17 protein-coding genes and 1 pseudogene are annotated in these 20,083 nt (G+C 74.7%); 6 read left to right on the top strand and 12 right to left on the bottom strand.

The features are described 5' to 3' along the window. Nucleotide 1: 1 nt before the first annotated feature. Both QUE38_RS13675 and QUE38_RS13670 read left to right on the top strand, forming a co-directional pair. Nucleotides 2–1,018: an AAA family ATPase gene (locus tag QUE38_RS13675; RefSeq protein WP_286308814.1), complete on the top strand. Its 1,017-nt coding sequence runs from the start codon at nt 2–4 to the stop codon at nt 1,016–1,018. A gap of 1 nt (nt 1,019) precedes the next feature. After that, nucleotides 1,020–2,354, top strand: a complete 1,335-nt coding sequence (locus QUE38_RS13670) for a DUF58 domain-containing protein (RefSeq protein ID WP_286308813.1) — start codon at nt 1,020–1,022, stop codon at nt 2,352–2,354. A gap of 29 nt (nt 2,355–2,383) precedes the next feature. On the opposite strand, the gene QUE38_RS13665 is transcribed toward QUE38_RS13670, so the two are convergent. The 3 genes from QUE38_RS13665 to QUE38_RS13655 form a co-directional block, all read right to left on the bottom strand. Continuing rightward, nucleotides 2,384–3,670: a phytoene desaturase family protein gene (locus QUE38_RS13665; protein ID WP_350227659.1), complete on the bottom strand. Its 1,287-nt coding sequence runs from the start codon at nt 3,668–3,670 to the stop codon at nt 2,384–2,386. Between the two features lie 166 nt (nt 3,671–3,836). Then, the gene (locus tag QUE38_RS13660) at nt 3,837–5,276 is read right to left on the bottom strand and encodes a lipase maturation factor family protein (protein ID WP_286308812.1); all 1,440 of its coding nucleotides are present in this window, start codon (nt 5,274–5,276) and stop codon (nt 3,837–3,839) included. A gap of 9 nt (nt 5,277–5,285) precedes the next feature. After that, a complete protein-coding gene (locus QUE38_RS13655; protein ID WP_286308811.1) occupies nt 5,286–6,575 on the bottom strand; it encodes an MFS transporter in 1,290 nt (429 codons plus the stop codon). Between QUE38_RS13655 and QUE38_RS13650 the strand changes: the two genes are divergently transcribed. Next, nucleotides 6,550–7,170, top strand: coding sequence for a winged helix-turn-helix domain-containing protein (locus QUE38_RS13650; protein ID WP_286308810.1), 621 nt, complete (start codon nt 6,550–6,552; stop codon nt 7,168–7,170). The two genes, QUE38_RS13655 and QUE38_RS13650, sit on opposite strands and share 26 nt — an antisense overlap. Before the next feature lie 45 nt (nt 7,171–7,215). Here the strand turns inward: QUE38_RS13650 and QUE38_RS13645 are convergent. Then, nucleotides 7,216–8,210, bottom strand: a pseudogene (locus tag QUE38_RS13645) (stage II sporulation protein M). A 17-nt stretch (nt 8,211–8,227) separates the two neighbouring features. Here QUE38_RS13645 and QUE38_RS13640 point away from each other — a divergent pair. Next, the gene (locus tag QUE38_RS13640; protein WP_286308809.1) at nt 8,228–9,064 is read left to right on the top strand and encodes an RDD family protein; all 837 of its coding nucleotides are present in this window, start codon (nt 8,228–8,230) and stop codon (nt 9,062–9,064) included. Between the two features lie 16 nt (nt 9,065–9,080). Here the strand turns inward: QUE38_RS13640 and ahcY are convergent, their stop codons facing one another. Further along, nucleotides 9,081–10,562 (bottom strand): adenosylhomocysteinase, encoded by a 1,482-nt coding sequence (gene ahcY, locus QUE38_RS13635; RefSeq protein ID WP_286308808.1) that lies wholly within the window; start codon nt 10,560–10,562, stop codon nt 9,081–9,083. A 45-nt stretch (nt 10,563–10,607) separates the two neighbouring features. Further along, the gene (locus QUE38_RS13630) at nt 10,608–10,841 is read right to left on the bottom strand and encodes a DUF3499 family protein (protein WP_286308807.1); all 234 of its coding nucleotides are present in this window, start codon (nt 10,839–10,841) and stop codon (nt 10,608–10,610) included. Nucleotides 10,842–10,888: 47 nt separating this feature from the next. On the opposite strand from QUE38_RS13630, the gene QUE38_RS13625 reads away from it, so the two are divergent. Next, nucleotides 10,889–11,335, top strand: a complete 447-nt coding sequence (locus QUE38_RS13625; RefSeq protein ID WP_286308806.1) for a metallopeptidase family protein — start codon at nt 10,889–10,891, stop codon at nt 11,333–11,335. Nucleotides 11,336–11,399: 64 nt separating this feature from the next. Here the strand turns inward: QUE38_RS13625 and QUE38_RS13620 are convergent, their stop codons facing one another. From QUE38_RS13620 to QUE38_RS13600, 5 genes are all read right to left on the bottom strand, one after another. Beyond that, the gene (locus QUE38_RS13620; RefSeq protein ID WP_286308805.1) at nt 11,400–13,079 is read right to left on the bottom strand and encodes a DUF5719 family protein; all 1,680 of its coding nucleotides are present in this window, start codon (nt 13,077–13,079) and stop codon (nt 11,400–11,402) included. An 88-nt stretch (nt 13,080–13,167) separates the two neighbouring features. Further along, nucleotides 13,168–15,885, bottom strand: a complete 2,718-nt coding sequence (locus QUE38_RS13615) for a glycosyltransferase (RefSeq protein ID WP_286308804.1) — start codon at nt 15,883–15,885, stop codon at nt 13,168–13,170. Nucleotides 15,886–15,962: 77 nt separating this feature from the next. Beyond that, nucleotides 15,963–16,283: a WhiB family transcriptional regulator gene (locus QUE38_RS13610; RefSeq protein ID WP_286308803.1), complete on the bottom strand. Its 321-nt coding sequence runs from the start codon at nt 16,281–16,283 to the stop codon at nt 15,963–15,965. Between the two features lie 159 nt (nt 16,284–16,442). After that, nucleotides 16,443–17,417 carry a UDP-glucose 4-epimerase GalE gene (galE, locus tag QUE38_RS13605; protein ID WP_286308802.1) on the bottom strand — a complete coding sequence of 325 codons (975 nt, stop codon included), beginning with the start codon at nt 17,415–17,417 and terminating at the stop codon, nt 16,443–16,445. Nucleotides 17,418–17,523: 106 nt separating this feature from the next. Further along, entirely contained in the window at nt 17,524–17,673 is a 150-nt protein-coding gene (locus QUE38_RS13600) for a hypothetical protein (RefSeq protein ID WP_286308801.1), read from the bottom strand. Between the two features lie 36 nt (nt 17,674–17,709). On the opposite strand from QUE38_RS13600, the gene QUE38_RS13595 reads away from it, so the two are divergent. Beyond that, nucleotides 17,710–18,723, top strand: coding sequence for a GlxA family transcriptional regulator (locus tag QUE38_RS13595; protein ID WP_350227477.1), 1,014 nt, complete (start codon nt 17,710–17,712; stop codon nt 18,721–18,723). Between the two features lie 19 nt (nt 18,724–18,742). Here QUE38_RS13595 and manA read toward each other — a convergent pair whose 3' ends face one another. Next, nucleotides 18,743–19,993 (bottom strand): mannose-6-phosphate isomerase, class I, encoded by a 1,251-nt coding sequence (manA, locus tag QUE38_RS13590; RefSeq protein WP_286308800.1) that lies wholly within the window; start codon nt 19,991–19,993, stop codon nt 18,743–18,745. Between the last annotated feature and the right edge of the window lie 90 nt (nt 19,994–20,083).

The following is a 20,083-nucleotide window of genomic DNA, read 5'->3' as shown; positions in this document are numbered from 1 at the left end:
CATGACCGATCCCACCGCCGCGGCCGCACCCGCCGCTCCGACCGACCCGACCGCCCATGCGCCGACGGACGCCGAGCTGCGCGAGCGGCTCGCCCGCGTGCGCACGGAGGTCGGCCGGGCCGTCGTCGGACAGGACGGCGCCGTCACCGGGCTCATCATCGCCCTGCTCGCGCGCGGCCACGTGCTGCTCGAGGGCGTGCCCGGCGTCGCGAAGACGCTGCTCGTGCGGTCGCTCAGCCGCGCGCTCGACCTCGACACCCGGCGCATCCAGTTCACGCCCGACCTCATGCCCGGCGACGTGACCGGCTCGGTCGTGTACGACCCGCGCGACGCGGCGTTCGAGTTCCGCGAGGGGCCCGTGTTCACGAACATCCTGCTCGCCGACGAGATCAACCGCACGCCGCCGAAGACGCAGTCGGCGCTGCTCGAGGCGATGGAGGAGCGCCAGGTCTCGACCGACGGCACGACCCGGCCGCTGCCCGACCCGTTCCTGGTCGCCGCGACGCAGAACCCGGTCGAGTACGAGGGCACCTACGCGCTGCCCGAGGCGCAGCTCGACCGGTTCCTGCTGAAGCTCGTGCTCGACCTGCCGCCGCGCGAGACCGAGGTGGAGGTGCTGCGCCGGCACGCCGACGGCTTCGACCCGCGCGACCTCGACGCGGCGGGCGTGCGCCCCGTACTCGACGCCGGTGCGCTCGCGGCCGCGCGCGCCGCCGCGGCGCGCGTCAGCGTGACCGACGAGGTGCTCGGCTACGTCGTCGACCTCGCGCAGGCGACGCGCCGCAGCCCGTCGGTGGCGCTCGGGGCGAGCCCGCGCGGCGCGACGGCGCTGCTGGCCGCGTCGAAGGCGTGGGCCTGGCTGCGCGGCGACGCGGCGGTCACGCCCGACCACGTGCAGGCCATGCTGCCGTCGACCTGGCGCCACCGCGTGGTGCTGCGCCCCGAGGCCGAGCTCGAGGGTGTCGACGTCGACGCCATCCTCGGCTCGGTCGTGCAGCAGGTGCGGGTGCCGCTCTGACATGGCCTGGTCTGGTCGCTTCGCACTCCTCGTCGCCGCGGGCGTCGTGCCGCTCGTGCTGCTCGGCGGGACGCCCGGCACGGCCTGGGCGGTGTTCGCGGGCTGGCTGGCGCTCGCGCTGACCGCAGGCATCGTCGACCTCCTGCTCGCCGGGAGCCCGCGACAGGTGTCGCTCGCGCGCGAGGTGCCCGCCCGGGTGCGGCTGGGCGAGCCGGCGACCGGCCGGCTGCTCGTGACCAACGTGGGTGCCCGGCGCATCCGCGGGATCGTGCGCGACGGCTGGGAGCCGTCGGCCGGGCTCGCGGGCGACAACCGGGCGCGCCTCGTCGTGCCCGCCGGCGAGCGCCGCTCCGTGCCGCTCGCGTTCGTGCCGACGCGCCGCGGCGAGCGCCGGGCCCGGTCGGTCACGGTGCGCTCGTGGGGGCCGCTCGGGCTGTGGGCGCGGCAGGCGACGCTGCACCACGAGGGCCGGCTGCGCGTGCTGCCGCCGTTCCGCTCGCGTCGTCATCTCGCGTCGCGGGTCGCGCGGCTGCGCGAGCTCGAGGGCAACACGCCGGTCATGGTGCGCGGCGCCGGCACGGAGTTCGACTCGCTGCGCGAGTACGTGCGCGGCGACGACGTGCGCTCGATCGACTGGCGGGCGACCGCCCGGCGCGACGCGGCGATGACCGGCGGCGGGCAGCGCCTCATGGTGCGGACGTGGCGGCCCGAGCGCGACCGGCGCGTCGTGGTCGTCGTCGACACGGGCCGCACCGCCGCGGCGCGCGTGGGCGACGAGCCACGGCTCGACACGTCGATCGAGTCGAGCCTGCTGCTCGCGGCGCTCGCGAGCCGCGCCGGCGACCGGGTCGACCTCGTCGCGTGGGATCGGCGGGTGCGCGCACGCGTGCAGTCGGTCACCGGCCCGACGCTGCTCTCGCGCATGGTCGACGCGCTCGCCCCGGTCGAGGCCGAGCTCATCGACACCGACTGGAGCGCCGTGCCCGCGCTCGTGCGGCAGGTCACGAGCCAGCGGTCGCTCGTGGTGCTGTGCACCGGCATCGACACCCCCGCGGCCGCGCGCGGCATGCTCGGGGTGCTGCCGGCGCTGACCTCGGCGCACACGGTGCTCGTCGCATCCGTCACCGACCCCTCGCTCGCCGAGGCCCGGCGCGACCGCGGCGACCGCGAGGCCGCTTACCTGGCGGGTTCGGCCGAGCGCGCGCTGCGCGACGCCGACCGGGTCGCGGCGGCGATCCGCCGGCTCGGCGGCGACGTCGTGCAGGCCCCGCCCGAGGAGCTGCCGCCCGCACTCGCCGACCGCTACCTCGCGCTCAAGGCCGCCGGCAGGCTCTGAGGTCGGATGCCGCGGGGCGGCGCCGGCGCTCAGATGCCGAAGCCGACCGTGCCGTCGTAGGGCACCTCCCGCACGCCGAAGTGCTCGCGCAGCGCGAGTCGCGCGGCGAACCACCCGTTCATGCCCTGCACGCTCGGCCCGGGCGGCGTCGACGCCGAGCACAGGTAGAGCCCGCGCACGGGCGTGCGCCACGGCACGGGCGAGACCACGGGGCGCTTGACCAGCTGCGGCACGGTGAGCGCACCGCCCAGGATGTCGCCGCCGACGTCGTTCGGGTTGCGGCGTTCGAGCTCGGCCGCGTCGGTCGCGACGCTCGCGAGCACGGTGTCCCGGAAGCCCGGCGCGAACCGCTCGAGCTGCGCCATCACGCGCTCGGTCGCGTCGACGCGCGAGCCGCGCGGCACGTGGATGTACGCCCACAGCGTGTGCCGACCGGCGGGCGCCCGCGACGGGTCGAGGAGGGTCGGCTGCACGACGAGCACGTAGGGCCGGTCGCTCACCCGCCCGCGCAGGACGGCGTGCTCGCTCGCGGCGATCTCGGCCGCGGTGCCACCGACGTGCACGGTGGGCGCCGCGGCCACCCGTGCGTCGGCCCACGGCACGGGCGCCGAGAGGGCGAAGTCGACCTTCGCGACCGCGTCGCCGTGGCGGAAGCGGGCGAGCGCGCGCCGGTAGTGGGCGGGCAGGCGGTGCCCGGCGATCGCGACGAGCTGCTCGACCGAGGTGTCGAGCAGCGTGATGCGGCTGCGCTCGAGGTCGGCGGGCGAGCGCACCTCGTGACCGGTGACGATCTCGCCCCCGCGGGCGACGAGCTCGGCGGCCAGCGCGTCGGCGATCGCCTGCGACCCGCCGGCGGGCAGTCCCCAGCCGGCGGCGTGGGCGTGTGCGCCGAGCAGCACGCCCGGCCCGGCGGTGGCGAGGGACGGATGCCGGCCGATGCCGTGCGCCGCGACCCCGGCGAGCATCGCGGGCGCGACGGGCCCGCGGAACCGCGCCCCGGCGACCGCCGTGCCCTGCTCGAGCACGCGCAGCCCCATCAGCCCCGCCGCGATCGGCCGCCGCGGCACCCGGAGGAGCTGCGACCCGGTGAAGTCGCCCACGCCGTCGATGCGGCGCACGAGGGGTGCGAAGAACGCGCGCCACGCGGCACCGTCGTCGCCCAGCTCCGCGGCCGTGCGATCGAGGTCGCGCCAGGCGATGCCGGCGGGCGCGTCGTCGAGCGGGTGGGCGTAGGAGGCGTCGGGCACGACGAACGGCACGCGTTCGGTGAGACGGAACGCACGGAAGAAGGGCGAGGCGAGCGCCGCCGGGTGCACGGCGGAGCACAGGTCGTGCCGGAACCCGGGCAGCGTGAGCTCCTCGGTGCGGAGCCCCCGCCGATCGTCTCCGCGCGCTCGGTGAGGCGCACGCGCAGCCCGGCCGCGGCGAGCGTCACCGCGGCCGCGAGCCCGTTGGGCCCCGCGCCGACGACGTTCGCGTCGATCACGGGCGCGCCCCGAGCGTGACGGGAGCGACCAGCACACCGGCATCCTCCCGCATCCACCACAGCCCGGTCGCGCGCCGCTCCGGGGGCGTGGCGAAGCGGTACCGGTACACGCGCGCCCGCACGGCGACCGGCCGGCGCCCGTCGAACGGGTCGACCCGCAGCAGCCGGAGCGTCGCCGGATCGGCCTCGAGCAGCCGCACGAGGAACGTGCGGAACCAGCCGTGGTCGGGCGCACCGAGTGCGAGGAACCACATCAGCCAGTCGAGGCGCAGGTGGTACGGCGCGAACTGCCGGGGCATCCGCGCCGGGTCGCCGGGCTTGCCGTGGAACTCGTAGGCGACCCAGTCGCCCGGCGCGGGGTCCACGACCTCGGCGCCCTCGACGACCACCTCCTCGCGGCGCTTCGTGACGGTGCCGAACGCGCCGTACGCGTTCACGAGGTGGAACCGGTTGAAGCTCGCGTTCATGAGCTGGTGCCGCGCGAACAGGTTGCGCAGCGGCTGCCAGCTGAGCACGACGAGGCCGGCGAACACGAGCGTGGTGAGCGCCGTGAACCAGACCGGGGTAGGCGCGTAGGCGGTCTCGGCGGGCCACGCGGGCACGATCGCGTGCACGAACCCGTCGCCGAGCGCGGCGCAGGCGAGCACCATGGTGAGCCAGTTCAGCCACGCGAAGTTACCGGTGAGCACGAGCCAGGCCTGCGTGCCGACGATCACGAGGGCGGCGACGGATGCCACGGGCTGCGGCGCGAACAGCAGGAACGGCACGCCCAGCTGGGCGATGAAGTTGGCCACGACCTCCGACCGGTGGAACCAGGCCGGCAGCAGGTGCGCCCAGCGGCTGAGCGGATTCGGCATCGGCTGCGTCTCGTGGTGGTACGTGAGTGCCGTGAGGTCGCGCCACTCGCGCCCGCCGCGCCACTTGATCATTCCGGCGCCGAACTCGAGGCGGAAGACGAGCCACCAGGTGAAGCCGAGCACGAGGATCGGCGGCGCCACCTCGTCCGAGCCGAGGAACGCGACCACGAACAGCGACTCGAGCAGCAGGCTCTCCCAGCCGAACCCGTAGAAGGTCTGCCCGACGTTCACGATCGACAGGTACAGCACCCAGAGCAGGCCGAAGGCGAGCATCGGCAGCCACGGCGGCCCGAGCTGCGGGAGGCCGGCGACCAGCAGGGCGGACACGAGCACGCCGAGCGCACAGCAGCCCCGGAGCATCCGATCGCTGTAGTGCCACCGGAAGATGGTCGGCGCGCGCCGTGCGTAGCCGAGCTCGAGGAAGCGGCGCACGGGCAGCAGCCCCCGCTCGCCGAGGAGCGCGGGGAACTGCGACCACGACGAGACGAATGCGACCAGCGCGACCGCCGCGGTGCCGCGCTGCAGCACCTGGCGGGCGAACTCGAAGCCGCTGCCGTCGAGCAGCGCGAGCCAGTCCACGCTCCTACGCTACGACTCCTCGTCGGCGTCGGGCAGGGTGCGCATGCCGAGGAACGGCGAGAACACCACGACGGCCCCCGCGAGCAGCTGGCAGACGGCGCCGACCCACATCGTGGGCACGACGCCGATGACCTCGGCGAGCGCGCCCGCGAGCAGGGCCGACAGCGGCATGACGCCCCACACCACGAACCGGATCGACGCGTTCATGCGCCCGAGCAGGTGGTGCGGCGTGACCCGCTGGCGGAAGCTCACCTGGGCGATGTTGTAGACGAGCACCGAGAACGAGAAGCCGAACTCGGCGACGATCAACAGCGGCACCGCGAGGGCCGGCACGGCAGCCGAGAGCGGCACGAGGCAGGCCGAGAGGCCGAACAGCACGGTCGAGAGCGGGATGACGGTGCCCTCGCCGACCAGGCGGGTGATCCACGGCGTGGCGACCGCGCCGAGCAGCCCGCCGACCGAGCCGATGGAGAGCACGAGCCCGAGCACCGCGGGCGTGAGGCCGAGCTCGCGCAGCACGAGCAGGCTCATGAGCGTCATCGAGATGGTGCCGAACAGGTTCGCGAGCGCCGTGTTGAGCGTGATGCGGCGGATGAGCCGGTGGTGCCAGACGAACGAGAGCCCCTCGCGGATCTCGCCGACGAGCCCGACGCCGGGCGTGCGGAGCCGGGGCGTCTCGTGCTCGCGGATGCCGAGCAGGAAGAGGAACGACACGAGGTAGGTGACGGCCGTGGCGGCGATCACGAACGGCGCGGAGACGATGGCGAGCAGCCCGCCGCCGATGGCCGGCCCGCCGATGCGGGCGACCTGCGCGGTGGCCTCGAGCTTCGCGTTCGCCTCGCCGATGCGCGCGCGGCGCACCAGCACCGGGATCACCGACTGGTACGACACGTCGAAGAACACGGTCGCGGTGCCGATGACCAGCGCGACGAGGTAGGCGTGCCACATCTCGAGCCGGTCGAGCATCCAGAGCAGCGGGATCGTGGCGAGCGCGGCGGCGCGCACGAGGTCGGCCACGATCATGACCCGGCGCTTGCGCATGCGGTCGATCCAGGCGCCCGCGGGCAGGCCGACCACCAGGAACGCGGCGGTCGTGGCGGCGTTGAGCAGGCCCACCTCGAACTCGCTCGCGCCGAGCACCACGATCGCGAGCACGGGCACCGCCACGGTCGCGAGCTGCGCACCGAACTGGCTGACGGTCTGCGCGGCCCAGAGCTGGAGGAACGCGCGGTCGCGCCAGAGGGAGGGGCCGGCCTTCGGGGCATCCGCAGTCGTGTCGGTGGTGGTGTCGCTGGTCACGTCGACTATCCTGAGGTCTGTGATTGAGAAAAGTCAATCTGCGGATGCCCCCGAGGGTGCGGAGCCCGACTCGGTCGCCGCCGGCGGGCCGCCCGCGACCGACGACGAAGCGCTGGCGCACGCCCGCGCCAAGGCCCTCGCCTCTCCCCTGCGCCTGCGCATCCTGCGCATCTGCCTGCACGAGCCGCACACCAACCGCGAGATCGCCGAGCGCCTGGGCCTGAACCCCGGCACCTGCCTGCACCACGTGCGCACGCTCGTAGCGACCGGGTTCCTGCGGCGGGCGGATGCCGCGGACGACGGCCGCCCCGCTCGCGAGGTGCCGTACCTGGCGACCCGGCTCAGCTGGCGGCAACCGCTGCCCGGCGGCGCACGCGTGCTCGTCGAGGCGTTCCTCGAGGAGATCGCCGGGCTCGACGACGGCGACCTCGACCTGGCACGCCTGGGGCTGCGACTGGCACCGACGGAGGTCGAGGAGTTCCAGCGGCGCATGAACGACCTGCTGCAGGAATTCGCGGCGCGCCCGAGCGCGGACGACGGCGAGGCGGTGTCGGTCTTCGTCGCGGTGCACCCGGACCGCGCGAACCAGGGCTGACGGCCGGCCCGAGGCATCCGCTCGGCCGTGCCCCTGGCGCCCGGGTCAGCCGGCGACGATCGTGCGCGCGCCCGCCTCGGACTCGTCGAGGTCGCCGGTCTCCCCGCCCGCACCGCGCGGCCGCCGAGCACCAGCATGTACGCCAGGAACGCGCCGAGTGCGACCACGCCGATGCCGACCTTCACGGGCCACGGCCATGGCGCCGGCGTCACGTACCCCTCGATGACGCCCGACACCAGCAGCACGACCACGAGGCCCAGCGCGATGGAGAACAGCGCACGGCCGTCCTCGGCGAGCGCCTGACCGCGCGTGCGGGGCCCGGGCGCCACCCACGACCAGAAGATGCGCAGCCCCGCCGCCGCGGCCACGAACACCGCGGTGAGCTCGAGCAGCCCGTGCGGCGCGATGTACGCGAAGAACGTGTCGCCCTCGCCGTACGCGAACATGACCGCGCCCGTCACGCCGAGGTTCTGCGCATTCTGCAGGATCACGTACGGCACGAACACGCCCGTGATGCCGAAGGCGATGCACTTCGCGGCGATCCAGGCGTTGTTGGTCCAGACGAGGCCCGTGAACGACGCCGCCGGGTTCTCGGAGTAGTAGTCGACGAAGTCCTCGCGGGCCAGCTGCTCGAACTGCTCGTCGCTGCCGAGCGAGGCGAGCACGCGCGGGTCGGCCAGCGCCCAGCCCGCGACGAGGCCCGCCACCGCGAGCGTCGCGACCGCCACCGCGAGGGTCAGCCAGCGCACCCGGTACAGTGCCGCGGGCAGTTGCACGACCGCGAACTGCGGGATGCGCGCGAGGAGATTCGTGCCGGCGCCCGTGAAGCGGATGCGGGCGCGAGACAGCGACACCGAGAGCCGGTCGCCGACCGCGGTCGAGCCGGCCGTCGTCTGCAGCGTCGACAGGTCGGCCGCACCGGCCTGGTAGCGGGCGATCAGCTCGTCCGCCTCCGCGCCGTCGAGGCGCCTCGTGCGCGCGAGCTCGTCGAGCCGATCCCACTCGGGGCGGCGGGCGGCGGCGAGGGCGTCGAGGTCCATCTGCTTGAATACTACCCATGGCCGCGCAGCCCGAATCGGATGCCCCGGGCGGAGCGTTCGTCGTCGGCGAGGCGGTCGCGCTCGACGTCCGCACCGCGAGCGTGTTCCTGCGCGCGGCGGGTGCCGCGATCGACGTGCTCGTCACGCTGCTGGCGATCGCGCTGGTGTTCCTCGCCGCCGTGAACGTCGCTCCGCTCCAGCTCGACTCCGCGCTCGGACAGGCGGTCGCGGTCGCGATCCTCGTGACGTTCCTCGTCATCGTGCCGACGGTCGTCGAGACCGCGAGCTCCGGGCGCTCGCTCGGCAAGCTCGCCATCGGCGCGCGCGTGGTGCGCGACGACGGCGGCGCCGTCCAGGCGCGGCACGCGTTCGTGCGCGCGCTCGTGGGCGTGCTCGAGATCTACCTCACGTTCGGCGGCGTCGCGCTCGCGGTCGGCTTCCTCAACCCGCACGGCAAGCGCCTCGGCGACATCCTCGCCGGCACCCACGCGCAGGCCGAGCGGGTGCCGCACGTGCCGCGGGTCGAGACCGGCGTGCCGATCGAGCTCGCCGAGTGGGCGCACACGGCCGACGTCGTGCGCCTGCCCGCCCCGCTCGCCCGGCGCATCGCGCAGTTCCTCGCCCAGGCCCCGCACCTCGCGCCCGCCAGCCGTTCCCGGCTCGCCGAGTCGCTCGCGCGCGACGCGACCCCGTACGTGTCACCGGTGCCCGCCGTCGCCCCCGAGGCGCTGCTCGCGGGCATCGTGGCCGTGCGCCGCCACCGCGACGCCACAGCGCTCTCGCTCGAGGCCGAGCGGATGCGGGCGCTCGAGCCCGTGCTCGGCGCACGACCCGCTGGGTTCCCGATCCGCTGACCCGCGGGCGCCGGTCTCAGTACCGGTAATGGTCCACCTTGTACGGACCCTCGACCGGCACGCCGATGTACGCGGCCTGATCGGGCGTGAGCTCGGTGAGCTCGACGCCGAGGGCGTCGAGGTGCAGGCGCGCGACCTTCTCGTCGAGGTGCTTCGGCAGCACGTAGACCCCGGTCGGGTACGCGTCGGTGCGCGTGTAGAGCTCGAGCTGCGCGAGCACCTGGTTCGTGAACGAGTTGCTCATCACGAACGACGGATGCCCCGTGGCGTTGCCGAGGTTCATCAGGCGCCCCTCGGAGAGCACGAGCACGCTGCGTCCGCTCGGCAGGCGCCACTCGTGCACCTGCGGCTTGATCTCGACCCGCTCCGCACCGGGCAGCGACTCGAGCGCCGCCATGTCGATCTCGTTGTCGAAGTGGCCGACGTTGGCGACCACCGCGAGGTGCTTGAGCCCGAGCAGGTGCTCGACGCGCACGACGTCCTTGTTGCCGGTGCCCGTCACGAGGATGTCGATCTCGCCGATCACGGTCTCGAGGCGCTTGACCTCGTACCCGTCCATGGCCGCCTGCAGCGCGTTGATCGGGTCGATCTCGCTCACGATCACCCGGGCGCCCTGGCCGCGCAGCGCCTCGGCGGCGCCCTTGCCGACGTCGCCGTAGCCCGCGACGAACGCGACCTTGCCGCCCATGAGCACGTCGGTCGCGCGGTTCAGGCCGTCGGGCAGCGAGTGGCGGATGCCGTACTTGTTGTCGAACTTCGACTTCGTCACCGAGTCGTTCACGTTGATCGCCGGGAACAGCAGGTCGCCGGCCGCGTGCAGTTCGTAGAGGCGGTGCACGCCGGTCGTGGTCTCCTCGGTGACGCCCAGCAGGTCGTCGGCGACGCGGGTCCAGCGGGAAGCGTCCTGCTCGAGCGATGCCCGGAGCGTGTCGAGCACGACGCGGTACTCGGCGCTCGTGGCATCCGTCGCCTCGGGCACCACCCCGGCCGCCTCGAACTCGCGACCCTTGTGCACGAGCAGCGTCGCGTCGCCGCCGTCGTCGAGGATCAGGTTCGGGCCCGTGTAGCCGTCGCTCGCCGCGGCCGCCTCGGCGGTCCAGTCGAAGATGCGGTCGGTGCACCACCAGTACTCCTCGAGCGTCTCGCCCTTCCAGGCGAAGACCGGCACGCCCGCGGGCGCCTCGACCGTGCCATCGGGCCCGACGACGACGGCCGCGGCCGCCTCGTCCTGCGTGGAGAAGATGTTGCAGCTCGCCCAGCGCACCTGCGCGCCGAGCGCGACGAGGGTCTCGATGAGCACGGCAGTCTGCACGGTCATGTGCAGGCTCCCCGCGATGCGCGCGCCGGCGAGCGGCTGCGACGGGCCGAACTCCTCGCGCAGGGCCATGAGGCCCGGCATCTCGTTCTCGGCGAGCCGGATCTGGTGGCGGCCGGCGGGCGCCAGCGAGAGGTCGGCGACCTTGAACGGCAGTGCGGACGTGACGGGGAGGGTGCTCATGCCCTCATTCTCGCAGCCGAGCGGGTCGCGCCGCGCGGGCGTGCGTCAGCCGGTGACGCCGAGGCCGCCGACGAGGTCGTCGCCGAGCACCGAGTGCCGCACGACCTGCCAGCCCTGCGGCGCCGACGTGCGCTCCGCGTGCCGGGCGCACAGGTCGTAGCTGTGCGGCTCGGCGGCGACCGCGAGCGGACCGAGCACCGCCATCTGGTCGGCGTAGACGTAGGTGAGCGTCGCGACCGCCGAGGCGGTGCAGGCGATGCGCGAGCAGGTGCGGTCCATGGCGCCTCCCAGCGTAGCGACCGAGGGGCCGACAGTAGGATTGCGACATGCCACGACCCCGCCGCCGCGCCGCCACGGTTCGCTCGCCGCGACGGTCGGCGCGCAACCGCCACGGCCGCGGGCTGCGCTCGTCGGTCGCCGGCCCGCACCTGCCCATGCTGCGCACGCGCGAGGGCGACTTCGAGCTCATCGTCTCGACGACCGCGGCGTACCTGCGCGGGCTCTGGCCCGATGAGCTCGCGGGCGTGCGGTTCGAGGTGGCGCAGGCCCCGGCCGAGGCCATCCACGACGACCACGTCGACCGCTGGAAGGTGCACCACGACGCCCGGCGCATCGTGCTGTACCGCCTGCCGATCGTGCGCTTCGCCCACGCGGAGGACGTCGACGAGCTGCACGAGCGCATGCTCATCGAGAGCTGCGTGTTCCGTGCCGTCGCCGACCTGCTCGACACCGACCCGTGGGACCTCGCGCCGAACCGGTACCGCGGGTTCTGAGCCGCCGGGCGGGGCAGGGCGGCGAGCGGATGCCTCCGGGCCCGCGCCGCCCGGGCGCCCGGCGTCAGCGCGGGTAGACGCGGATCGGCGCGTCCAACGCGCCCGGCGGCAGCACCGGGTACGCGGCCGACTCCGTGGCATCCGCGTACGTGACGGCGGCGTGCACGCCGGTCGCGTCGTCGAGACGGAGCACGTCGCCGCCCGACACGGTCACGCTCGCCGAGCCGCCCGCGGGCACCTCCACGACGCGCTCCCCGCCCGATGCGTCGGTGACGCGCACCGCGCGGGCCTCCCCGTCGCTCGCGAGCACGAGACGCGGCGACGGCCCCGGTGCGATCGCCACCGCGACCGCGTCCACCAGCTCCGGCGCGCCGGCGTACCAGGTGAAGTCGCTGCCGGCGTCGTCGTCGGGGTCGCCGGTCGTCGCCCGAGCGGCCGCGACGACCGGACCGTCGGCGCGTACACGCACGTCGACCACCGTCGCCGAGAGCGTCGGCACGGGCACGTCGGCCACCAGCCCCGCACGCAGCGCGACCTCGAGCGAACCGAGTGTCGCGCCTGCGGCGTCGTGGAAGGAGACCGTCGCATCGGCGTCCTCGTCGCCCGGGGCGAGCAGGCGCACGACCGACACGGCGTCGTCGTCGCCCACGTGGTCGGCGTCGCCGTCGCCCGAGATGCCGCGCGGCACGCCCGGGATCACCAGGTCGGTCGCGGGCGCGTCGCCGGCGGAGACGATCGCCACGCCGTCGGGGTCGAGCCCGCGCACGATGCTCTGCTGCATCGTTGCCGCCACCCGTCCGCCCGTCGACGTGACGTGCACGACGGGCGAGCGCGCGTCGGGGGCGATGCCCGACAGCGCCACGACGCGTTGCGTGCCCGGGGCCACGACGAGCGAGCCGCCGGCCGACTCGAGGCGACCGAGCTCGGAGAACACCTCGACGCGCACGGTCGCGGCCACCTCGCCGGGGTTCACGAGCGACAGCACGGTCGTGCGGCCGACCGAGACCGCGCCGCCGACGAGCCACGCCTCCGCGACCGGCTCGGTGCACGCGGCCGCGGCGAAGCCCGCCACGCGCTCGCTCGCGACGCCCTGCGACGACGCGGCGGCGAGCAGGCCGGGCTCGACCTCGCCCGGAGCGGTCGCGAACCACGCCACGCCGCCGAGCGCGTCGGCGCCCGGGACGTCGATGGCCAGCGCGGCCTGCTCCTCGATCGCGGCCCCGTCGGGGAACGCCCCGTCGACGAGTGCCGGCACGCCGAGCGCCGTCGCCCCGGTGGCCTCCGCGGAGTCCTCGGCGAGCGCGAGCAACGGGCCGGCGCACGCGCGCACCTCCTGCGAGTCCGCCGGCAGCACGCGCACCGACGGCGGCTCGACCGACACCTCGGGCAGCGGCTCGACCGCGGCGACGACGGCGACGGTCGCGCAGACCCCCAGGGCGAGCACGCCCGCACCGATGCGAGCGCCCACCAGCGCGACCGTGCGTGCGGCGATCATGCGTCTCCCCTCGGTCCGTCCGCTCGTCCGGCCGGGCGTCGGCCTCGGCGGCATCCGTGTCGGCACCCGGATCGTCGGCGGCGGCGGCCGCGTCCGGGGGCCCGGCTCGGGCTCCGGCGACGAGGCGGCGTCCTGCTCCGCAGCATCCTGCTCGGCCGCGTCCTGCTCGGCTGCGTCCTGCTCGGCAGCGTCCTGCTCGGCCGCGTCCTGCTCGGCAGCATCCTGCTCGGCGGCGGCATCGGCGCGCACGACCGTGTCGACGAGCGGCGGCGGGGTCGGCCTGCGGCGCCCCGCTCCCGCCCGGCCCCGATCGGCATCGCCAGCAGCAGCGTGCCGATCACGACCGCGAGCTGGATGCCGACGACCCACGCGCCCCACGCGCCCCCGCACCGACGGGGATCGCGGTCGCGGCCGTCGTGTCGCCCTCGTCCGCGGTGCGGTACAAGCGTCCGAACTCGGTGTCCCCGACGGGCACCAGGGCCGCATTCTGGTCCATGGCGGTGGCGGCGCGCGCCTCGGTCGCCGTCGCCCGTCGTTCGTCGTCGGACGCGGTGCCGAGCAGCACGAACCGGATGCCGAACTGCTCGAGCCCGGCCGTGGTGTCGAAGCCGGTGCGGCTGGCGAGGTTGCCCGCGAGCTCCGCGAGCTCGCGCTGGTCGTCATCGAGCGCATCCGCCGTGGCCGCGAGCGTCGACTGCTCGTCGAGGGTCGTGCCGGCGCCGTGCTCGAGCACCGCGCGCAGGCCGCCGTCCGCCTGCGGCACGAGCCGCAGCGTGGCCACGCGGGGGTCCTCGGCCGCCGCGGCCTCGACGAACGCGGGCACCGTCCGCGGCCCGGCGGGCTGCACCGCCGCCGAGCCGGTCGCGATCGCGACCCCGACCGGCAGGATCGCCAGCACGACGCCGAGCAGCGCGACGGCCCCCGGCACCGCGGAATGGCGCCCGATCGCGCGGAGCGTCACGAGCGCGGCCCCGAGCAGCCCCAGCCAGTACAGGCTGAGGCCCGCTCCCGTCCACACCCGCACCGCGTCCTCGCCCGCGGTGGCGACCGAGACCTGCGCCGCCGCGGCCGCGGTCGCGAACCCCGCCAGGGCGATCCCGAGCGCGCCGATGCCGGCGCGGGCACCGCGCACGAACACGGCCGCGGCCGCCAGCAGCCCGAGCGGCAGGAGCATCGACGCCACGAGCACCGTCGGTGCGATGGTGCCGCCCGTGAGCGCCGCGAGCGGTTCCGCCCACGCCGCGTACGCGTCGGCCGGGAAGGCGAGCACGAGCGCCGTGCCGCCGGTCGGGCCCGACGCCGTCGGCAGGCCGGGGTCCGCGAGCAGGCCGAGCGGCGTGCCGCGCACGACCTGGTCGATGACGAGGGGCGCGGCGAGCACCGCCGCCGGCACCGGGATGCCGAGGTAGCGCAGCGGGTGCCGGCTGACGATCGCGGCGACGAGCCAGCCCAGCACGAGGGCGGGAGCGAGCGACGGCGCGCAGGCCACGACCGCGGCGAACAGCAGCGCGGCGACCGCCGCCGCCGGCCAGGAGCGTGCCGCCGCGATCATCGACCAGACCAGCCAGGGCAGCAGCACGTGGGCGAGCACCGCGGCGGGCCGGCCGTCGGCGAGGGCCACCAAGAGCGGCGGCGCGACGGCCCACGCGAGCCCGGTGACCGCGCGGATGCCGGCGCGGTCGGTGAGGCGCGCGGCGGCGAACCAGCCGCCGAGCGCCGACAGCGGAACGGCGCCGATCCAGAGCAGCACGAGCGCGAACGACGGCGACCACCAGTTCGCGGTGCCGAGCACGGCGAGCACGCCGGCGAACGGGTCGGCCGCGCCGACGAAGCCGGTGTCGATGTCGCGCCAGCCGTAGGCCGCGGAACCCCAGAGCTCGCCGACCTGCGCGGCGAGCGGCTGGAGTCCGCCGCCGGAGACGCCCGACGACCCGATCAGGAAGAGGAACAGGGCCACGGATGCCACGGTCGCGGCGAGCACCGTCCAGCCACCGCCGCCCGCGATGAAGTGCACCTCCTCGCGCTGGCCGCGCGCGCGCACTCGGCGCGCGTCGCGCTCCTGCGCGCGTCGGCGGCGCAGCTCGTCGGGCGGGAGCCGGAGCGGAGCGATGGCGCTCCACCTGGCCCCTCGATTCCGCCGGATCCGACGGCGCGCGGCGACCACCGGCCCGAGCAGCACCAGCGCCCGCGCCGACGCCACCCACTCGCCGGGGATCGACCCGGGCGCCTTGGTCAGCAGGTGCCACGCCGACCGCAGCACGGCGAGCGGGAGCAGCGACAGCCAGTGCACGGGCAGCGCCGGCCATGCGGCGTACGCGAACCTCCGGTGCAGCTGGGCAGAGCGTCGCTCCCGGTGCCGGCGTCGGGCGGCCGCCCCGGCGCGGCGGTCGTCGCGGTCGGCGGCGATGCGCACGGCCGCCGCCGGCACGACGACGACGCGGTGGCCGGCGAGGCGCGCGCGCACGCCGAGGTCGAGGCCGTCGTCGACGGCCGGCAGCGCCGGATCGAGCCCGTCGAGGTCGTCCCACGCCGAACGCCGCACGAGCATGCCGTGCGGCGAAGTCCCGAGCACGTCGCTCAGCCGGTCGTGCTGGCCCTGGTCGAGCTCGCCCCCCACCAGGTCCACCGACGCGCCGAGCCGGGTCATCGACTCGCCCATCGACGCGATGCGGTCGGGTTCGTCGTCGCGCACGAGCTTCGGCGCGGCCGCGACGACCGACGGCGCCGTCTCGAGTTCGGCGGCGAGCACCCGCAGCGCGTCCGGCGTCGGGATCGTGGCGGCGTCGAGCAACCAGAGGAGCTCGTCCGAGGCCCCCTCGGGGTGGGCTGCGACTCCCGCCCGCAGTGCGGCGCCGTAGTCGAGCTCCTGCGCACTGGTCACGATGTGGTCGGGCTCGGCCCGCTCGATCCGCGACAGCGCGGCATCCGGCACCCGGCAGGCGACGACGGTCAGCGAGTCGACGGCGCGGTGCTGCCCGCGAACGGCCTCGAGCGCTCGCTCGAGGAGCGGAGCCTCGCCGCGGACGACGAGGACGGCGGCGACACTCGGGATCATCGCGCTCAGCCTAGGTCGGGTCCTCCCGCACGCCGTTCAGCCGCGCGGCGTGCCCCGATCGGGGGCCGAGCGACCGGTCAGACCGCCCGCCGGCGCAGCTTGCGGCGCTCGCGCTCGGAGAGGCCGCCCCAGATGCCGAAGCGCTCGTCGTTCGCCAGCGCGTACTCGAGGCACTGCGAGCGCACCTCGCACGTGGTGCAGATCTTCTTCGCGTCGCGCGTGGAGCCGCCCTTCTCGGGGAAGAACGCCTCCGGATCCGTCTGCGCGCAGAGCGCATCCGTCTGCCAGGAGAGCGGATTGTCGTCGTCGGTCTGTGCGCGAACCCCCGGGACCCCGAGCTTCACGGGGTCGATGAACCAGTCGTCCGGTACGCCAGAACGATATTCGGGAACAGCCATATCGTCTCCCACCCATTCGTACCGACTCGGCGTGTCGCCGCGTCACGTGTAATTACACTCGTGTAGTTCGCGCGCGTCAAGTCGCAGATGTTAAACCCTCAAGGCGTCGTCGAGGGTTAGGCGGCCATCACGACACGCCGATCCGGTGCGGATCCGTGATCAGGCGGTCGGGTCGGATGCCGCCCGGCGGGCCTCCCACGCGCTCGCGACCATGTCTGCGAGGGAGTGCCGCATGCGCCAGTCGAGGTCGCGCGCGGCGAGGTCGCCGGACGCGACGATGCGGGCCGGGTCGCCCGCGCGCCGCGGCGCGATCTCGGGCGTGAAGTCGATGCCCGTGACCTCGGCGACCGCGCGCATGATCTCGCCGACGGAGACCCCGTCTCCGGAGCCGAGGTTGTAGACCGGCTCGATCGGCTGGTCGTCGGCGAGCCGCTTCGCCGCCACGACGTGGGCCGCCGCGAGGTCGGCGACGTGCAGGTAGTCGCGCACGCAGGTGCCGTCGGGCGTCGGGTAGTCGTCGCCGTTGATGCGCGGAGTGCGTCCCTCGATGAGCGCGTCGAAGACGAGCGGGAACAGGTTGTGCGGGCTGACGTCGTAGACCTCGGACGTGCCCGAGCCGACGACGTTGAAGTAGCGCAGGGAGGTGTGGCGCAGGCCCGTGGCGACCCCCTGGTCGCGCAGCATCCACTCGCCGATCAGCTTCGACTCGCCGTAGGGCGACTCGGGCGACTTGGGCGTGTCCTCGGTGACCAGGTCGACGTCGGGCGTGCCGTAGACGGCCGCGCTCGACGAGAACACGATCCGCTCGACCCCGCGCTCCTGCATCGCGGCCAGCAGCGTCGCGGTGCCCGTGACGTTCTGGCGGTAGGTGTGCAGCGGCTCCTGCACCGAGACGCCCGCGTACTTGAAGCCCGCGACGTGGATGACCCCGGCGATCTCGTACTCGTGCAGCGTGCGGTCGACGAGCGGGCCGTCGAGGATCGACCCGTGCACCAGCGGCACGCCGTCGGGCACGAAGCCGCGCCGTCCCGACGACAGGTCGTCGAGCACCACGGTGCCGAGCCCCTCCGCGACGAGCGCGCGCACGACGTGCGCCCCGATGTAGCCGGCGCCGCCGGTGACCAACCAGTTCACGTGTCCTCCTCGCGGGCCGAGTGGGGCCGGCCCGTCGACACTCTATCGACGGGCCGGGCTCGCGCGAGGCGGACGGGGACGACCGGCGGGGCCGGTCGGGCCGGAATCAGATCCGGGGCGTGGCGCGGCGCTCGACGTGGCGGATGCGGTCGCGGATCTCCGGGCGGCCGTAGCCGTCCCCGTCGATCCTCCGGAGCGTCTCGACGACGCCCCACGCGGCCACCGCGACGAGGACGAGGATGAGGAGAATGGTCATGGCAGGAAATCTACGGATTGCCAGATCATGCCACCAGTGGCAGGATTGACATACATCGGCACATTCCTGCCACGCTCGAGGAGAGGGCCCGCCCATGCTCACCACCGTCGCCTGCATCGCCCTCCCCAGCTCGCGCCGTTCGAGTTCGGCGTCATCTGCGAGGTCTTCGGCATCGACCGCACCGAGCAGGGCGGCCCCACCTTCGACTTCCACGTCGTGGCCGCCGAGACCGGCACGGTCCCGACAAAGCTCGGCTTCGACCTCGTCGTGAAGGAGGACCTCTCGTTCGCCGAGACCGCCGACCTCGTCGCCGTCCCCGCCTCCATCATCGATTCGCCCACCCACCCCGAGGTGCTGCGGGTCATCCGCGAGGCGGTCGATCGCGGCGCGTGGGTGCTCTCGGTCTGCAGCGGCGCCTTCACGCTCGGCCAGGCCGGCGTGCTCGACGGCCGCCGTTGCACGACCCACTGGATGTACACCGACGCGCTCCAGCGCCGGTTCCCCCGCTCCGAGGTCGACCCCGACGTGCTCTTCGTACAGGACGGGCACGTCGTCACCGGCGCCGGAACGGCCGCGGGCATCGACGCCGCCCTGCACATCGTGCGCACCGAGCTCGGCGCCGAGGCCGCCAACATCGTCGCCCGGCGCATGGTCGTGCCGCCGCAGCGCGACGGCGGCCAGTCGCAGTTCGTGCAGCGCCCCGTGCCCGAGGTGCGCGCCGACTCGCTCGCCGAGGTCACCGACTGGATGCTCGAGCACCTCGACGAGGACCTCACCGTGGACGCGCTCGCCCGGCGTGCACTCATGTCGCCGCGCACGTTCGCTCGCCGCTTCCGCGCCGCGACCGGCACCACGCCCACCGCCTGGCTGAACCGTCAGCGCCTGCTGCGCGCGCAGCAGCTGCTCGAGACCACGGGCCTCACGCTCGAGGAGATCGCGCGCGACACGGGGTTCGGCGCCGCGGCCGTCATGCGGCACCACTTCGTCAAGGTGCTGCAGACCACGCCCACCGCGTACCGGCGCACCTTCAGCCAGCGCATCGCGTCCTGATCAGGGGCGGGCGGATGCCTCAGGCGTAGCCGGCACCCACGGTCGCGATGAACACCTCGCCGTCGCCCGACACCGTCACCGCGCCCTCGTCGGGCGTGATGTAGACGCTCGCGCCGCGACCGAACGTCGTCTCGCCGTGCGCCCCCGCGATCGCGACGTCGCCGCTCGTGCAGAGCGCGATGGCGGGTCCGTCGAGCGGGATCGGCGTCTCCGAGGCATCCGCCGCCCGCACCTGGTGCAGCACGAAGTCGGGCACGTCGGGCCGGAACGTCTGCACGCCGGCGCCCGGCTGTTCGGGCCGCAGGTACGGCACCGGCAGCGGCGAGAAGTCGAGCACGTCGACGAGTTCCTCGATGTCGATGTGCTTCGGGGTGAGCCCGCCGCGCAGCACGTTGTCGCTCTCGGCCATGAGCTCGATGCCGAGCCCGCGGAGGTAGGCGTGCATGTTGCCGGCGGGCAGGTACAGGGCCTCGCCGCGACGGAGCGTGACGTGGTTCAGCAGCAGCGAGATGACGATGCCCGGGTCACCGGGGTAGTGCGCGGCGAGGAAGCCCACGGTCGCGAACGCCGCGCGGAAGGGCGAGGCCGGGTCCGCCGCACGCACCGCCGAGAGCGCGACGACGCGCTCGACGAGCCAGGACACCTCCCCCGTATCCTCGCCGCGGCCGTCGCGCAGCAGCCATTCGACCGCCTCGCGGAGTCCGTCGTCGCCGGTGAGGCGGGCGCGCAGCAGGTCGAGCGCCGCCGGCTGCGGGTCGTCGCCCGCCGCATCCGCCGCCCCCAGCTCGTCGACGATCGCCAGCGCCTCGGCGACCGGCCGGAACCCGCACAGGGCGTCGAAGGTCTCGCTCACCGCGACGATCAGCTCGGGCTTGTGGAACGCGTCGCGGTAGTTGCGGTCGAACGCGTCGACCGCGATGCCCGCCTCCTCCTCGCGGGCGAAGCCGAGCCGGGCGCGGTCGAGGTCCGGGTGGGCCTGCAGCGACAGCGGGGCATCCGCCGCCAGCACCTTCAGCAGGAACGGCAGGCGGGCACCGCGTCGCGCGAGGTCGGGGCCGAGGGCCTGCTCGGGAGCGGAGCCGATCCACGAGCGGAGGTCGTCCACGCCCTCCGGGGCGTCGGCGACGATGCGCGCCGGCGAACCCGCGTGCGCGCCGAGCCACAGCTCCGCCTCGGGGCCGCCCGAGGCCGCCGAGCCCAGGAGGTCGGCGATCGCCGTGTGGGAACCCCACGCGTAGTCACGGGGAGTATTGCCGATCGGCACAAACATGGACGCCCTCTCGCTCGTTCGACTGCATCAACCTACCAACGGCCTTGGGCCGGTTCGGGGCGCGACCTAGGCTTTCCGGCGTCGACGCGC

The organism is Agromyces mangrovi (genome assembly GCF_030296695.1).
GTDB lineage: Bacteria > Actinomycetota > Actinomycetes > Actinomycetales > Microbacteriaceae > Agromyces > Agromyces mangrovi.
The sequence above is the reverse complement of the archived record's forward strand: the minus strand, read 5'-3'. Positions and strand labels throughout refer to the sequence as shown.

Bases quoted from the DNA above. Each gene is read 5' to 3' on its own strand.
- QUE38_RS13625 (WP_286308806.1), top strand. From the start codon at position 10,889: ATGCCACGACCCCGCCGCCGCGCCGCCACGGTTCGCTCGCCGCGACGG.
- QUE38_RS13615 (WP_286308804.1), bottom strand. From the start codon at position 15,885: ATGATCCCGAGTGTCGCCGCCGTCCTCGTCGTCCGCGGCGAGGCTCCG.
- QUE38_RS13670 (WP_286308813.1), top strand. From the start codon at position 1,020: ATGGCCTGGTCTGGTCGCTTCGCACTCCTCGTCGCCGCGGGCGTCGTG.
- QUE38_RS13640 (WP_286308809.1), top strand. From the start codon at position 8,228: ATGGCCGCGCAGCCCGAATCGGATGCCCCGGGCGGAGCGTTCGTCGTC.
- manA (WP_286308800.1), bottom strand. From the start codon at position 19,993: ATGTTTGTGCCGATCGGCAATACTCCCCGTGACTACGCGTGGGGTTCC.
- QUE38_RS13610 (WP_286308803.1), bottom strand. From the start codon at position 16,283: ATGGCTGTTCCCGAATATCGTTCTGGCGTACCGGACGACTGGTTCATC.
- QUE38_RS13630 (WP_286308807.1), bottom strand. From the start codon at position 10,841: ATGGACCGCACCTGCTCGCGCATCGCCTGCACCGCCTCGGCGGTCGCG.
- ahcY (WP_286308808.1), bottom strand. From the start codon at position 10,562: ATGAGCACCCTCCCCGTCACGTCCGCACTGCCGTTCAAGGTCGCCGAC.
- QUE38_RS13600 (WP_286308801.1), bottom strand. From the start codon at position 17,673: ATGACCATTCTCCTCATCCTCGTCCTCGTCGCGGTGGCCGCGTGGGGC.
- QUE38_RS13675 (WP_286308814.1), top strand. From the start codon at position 2: ATGACCGATCCCACCGCCGCGGCCGCACCCGCCGCTCCGACCGACCCG.